General features: G+C 63.3%; 2 protein-coding genes. One reads left to right on the forward strand and one right to left on the reverse strand.

What is annotated here, in order from left to right:
- Positions 1–455 (forward strand): MOFRL family protein (locus EOA79_RS31570; RefSeq protein ID WP_281060309.1); only part of this gene is annotated, 455 nt, incomplete at its 5' end.
- Between the two features lie 291 nt (positions 456–746).
- On the opposite strand, the gene EOA79_RS31575 is transcribed toward EOA79_RS31570, so the two are convergent.
- Positions 747–2,180, reverse strand: coding sequence for a UdgX family uracil-DNA binding protein (locus tag EOA79_RS31575; protein WP_128293664.1), 1,434 nt, complete (start codon positions 2,178–2,180; stop codon positions 747–749).

Here is a 2,180-nt window from a genome sequence, read left to right on the forward strand (position 1 = left end):
TCGAGGCCGTCATCCTGTCGGATTCGATCGAGGGCGAGGCGCGCGAGGTCGGCGGCGTGCATGCCGCGATTGCCCGCGAGGTGGCGACCCGCAACCGGCCTTTCGAGAAGCCGATGCTGATCCTGTCCGGCGGTGAGACGACGGTGACGCTGCGGGCGAAAGGCAAGGGCGGCCGCAATTCCGAATTCCTGCTTGCCTTCGCCATCGGCATCGATGGGCTCAGCGGCATTCATGCTTTGGCCGCGGACACCGACGGCATCGACGGCTCCGAGGACAATGCCGGCGCCTTCGCCGACGGCGCGACCGTGGCGCGCATGCGTGCCGCAGGCGTCGATGCCAAGGCCATGCTTGCCGGCAACAATGCCTGGAGCGCCTTCAACGCGGTCGGCGATCTGTTCGTGCCCGGTCCGACCGGGACCAACGTCAATGATCTAAGGGCGATACTCGTCCGGTAGCGCAATAAACGCTGAAGTCGTCATTCCACGGCGAAGCAGGAGCGAAGCTCCGTCGCGGAGACCCTGGAATCCATTCCGTGACCTCGGGCATGGAATGCAGCGGAGCAGAATTGTGCATCGTTGCGACGCCTGCAGGTAACGGAATGATCCTCAGGTCTGCGCGCGTCGCTCCGCTCCTTGCTTCGCCCGTGGATGACGAGGCGACGGGCATCTCGCCCAATTCTCCCCAGTCGCACGACTCGTACAACAGCATCCGTCAAGCGCAAGGTCCCGTTCAGGCGCGCAGATCGGTCAAGCAGCCATCAGCTGCTTCACCTTCCTCATATCGGTGAGAAACCGCTCCCTCTCGGCCTCCTTGTCCTCATGCTCGCGGATGCGCAGGATGAAGGAGGGATGGATGGTGACAAAGACGCGCAAGCCGTCCTCGCGCTGGATGACGTCGCCGCGCATCCTGGTGATCGGCACCGCCTTGCCGAGCAGCGACTGCGCTGCTGTCGCGCCGAGCGCCACCGCAAGATTTGGCTTGATGATGTCGAGTTCCTTGTCGAGCCACCAGCGGCAGGCACGAATTTCGCCGGCATTGGGCTTTGAATGGATCCGCCTCTTGCCGCGCGGCTCGAACTTGAAATGCTTCACCGCATTGGTCACATAGACCTTGCGGCGGTCGATCTCGGCCTGGTCCAAAATGCTGTCGAACACCTTGCCCGCGGGCCCGACGAACGGCTTGCCGGCAAGGTCCTCTTGGTCGCCGGGCTGCTCTCCGACAAACACCACGTCGGCATTCTCCGGTCCCTCGCCGAACACGGTTTGCGTGGCATCGCGCCAGAGCGGGCAACGCCGGCAACCGCTCGCCTCTTCGCGCAATGCCGGAATATCCGTACTTTCGGGCTCCACCACATCCGCCGGCTCCGGCGAAGGCCAGTGTTTTGCCTTCACTTTGGCGTGGCGCGGCGCTGGGGAGGTTGGCATCCGGGCGATCATGGCTGTCGCGGCTCTGTCCGCTCCTGCTATCAGGTCTGGAATGAGCGAGGCCTCGGGAAGGTTCCGCCAATATTTCTTCGGCATCTCCTTCTGCATCGCCTTCACCTTGAGGCGGGCCGGGTTGAAGATATTCTCGAAATAGGTCCGCCACAGCGTCTCGGCGTCGTCTTCGGCCGGCGCGTCGCGCTTGCTGGCGCCTGGGCCGATCGCCAGCCGCTTGCCGTCCCATTCGGCCGAGGCGTGCGGCGTGAGAATCGTCCAGCGCATGCCGGCGAAGCGGCGCACAAAGAAATCGGCATTGCGCTCGACGATGAAATGGTCGGGTTCGAACCAGGCGACATAACGTTCTTCCGCGCCGTCGCCGATCTTCCGGAAGCGCACGAAGGCGCGCATCTTGTGAATGTCGCGCCAAACCGCCTTTTCCATGGACTCGAGCTTACGGGTATCCGGGTCGGAAGCGATCGACAGCAGCTTCGGTTCGACGCGCAACCGCCAGAGCAACCGATAGAGGAAATCAAAACGCTCGGGGTCCGAATGACAGATGACCGTCTCTGCACGTTCGATGAACTCGCGCGGCACGACAAGGCGCGCATCCTGTCGGCAAGCCGGCAAATCGTTGCCGCGATCATCATCGTCGTGGCCAACCTGCCAAGCCACCTCTTCCGGCGGAATATCATTCGTGGCCAGCCGGCGCGCCGCATCGCGCCAACCGGCGAAATTCTGCTCGCAAGATCGGGTGATGAT

It is taken from the genome of Mesorhizobium sp. M1A.F.Ca.IN.020.03.2.1 (assembly GCF_004023205.1).
Classification (GTDB): Bacteria; Pseudomonadota; Alphaproteobacteria; order Rhizobiales; family Rhizobiaceae; genus Mesorhizobium.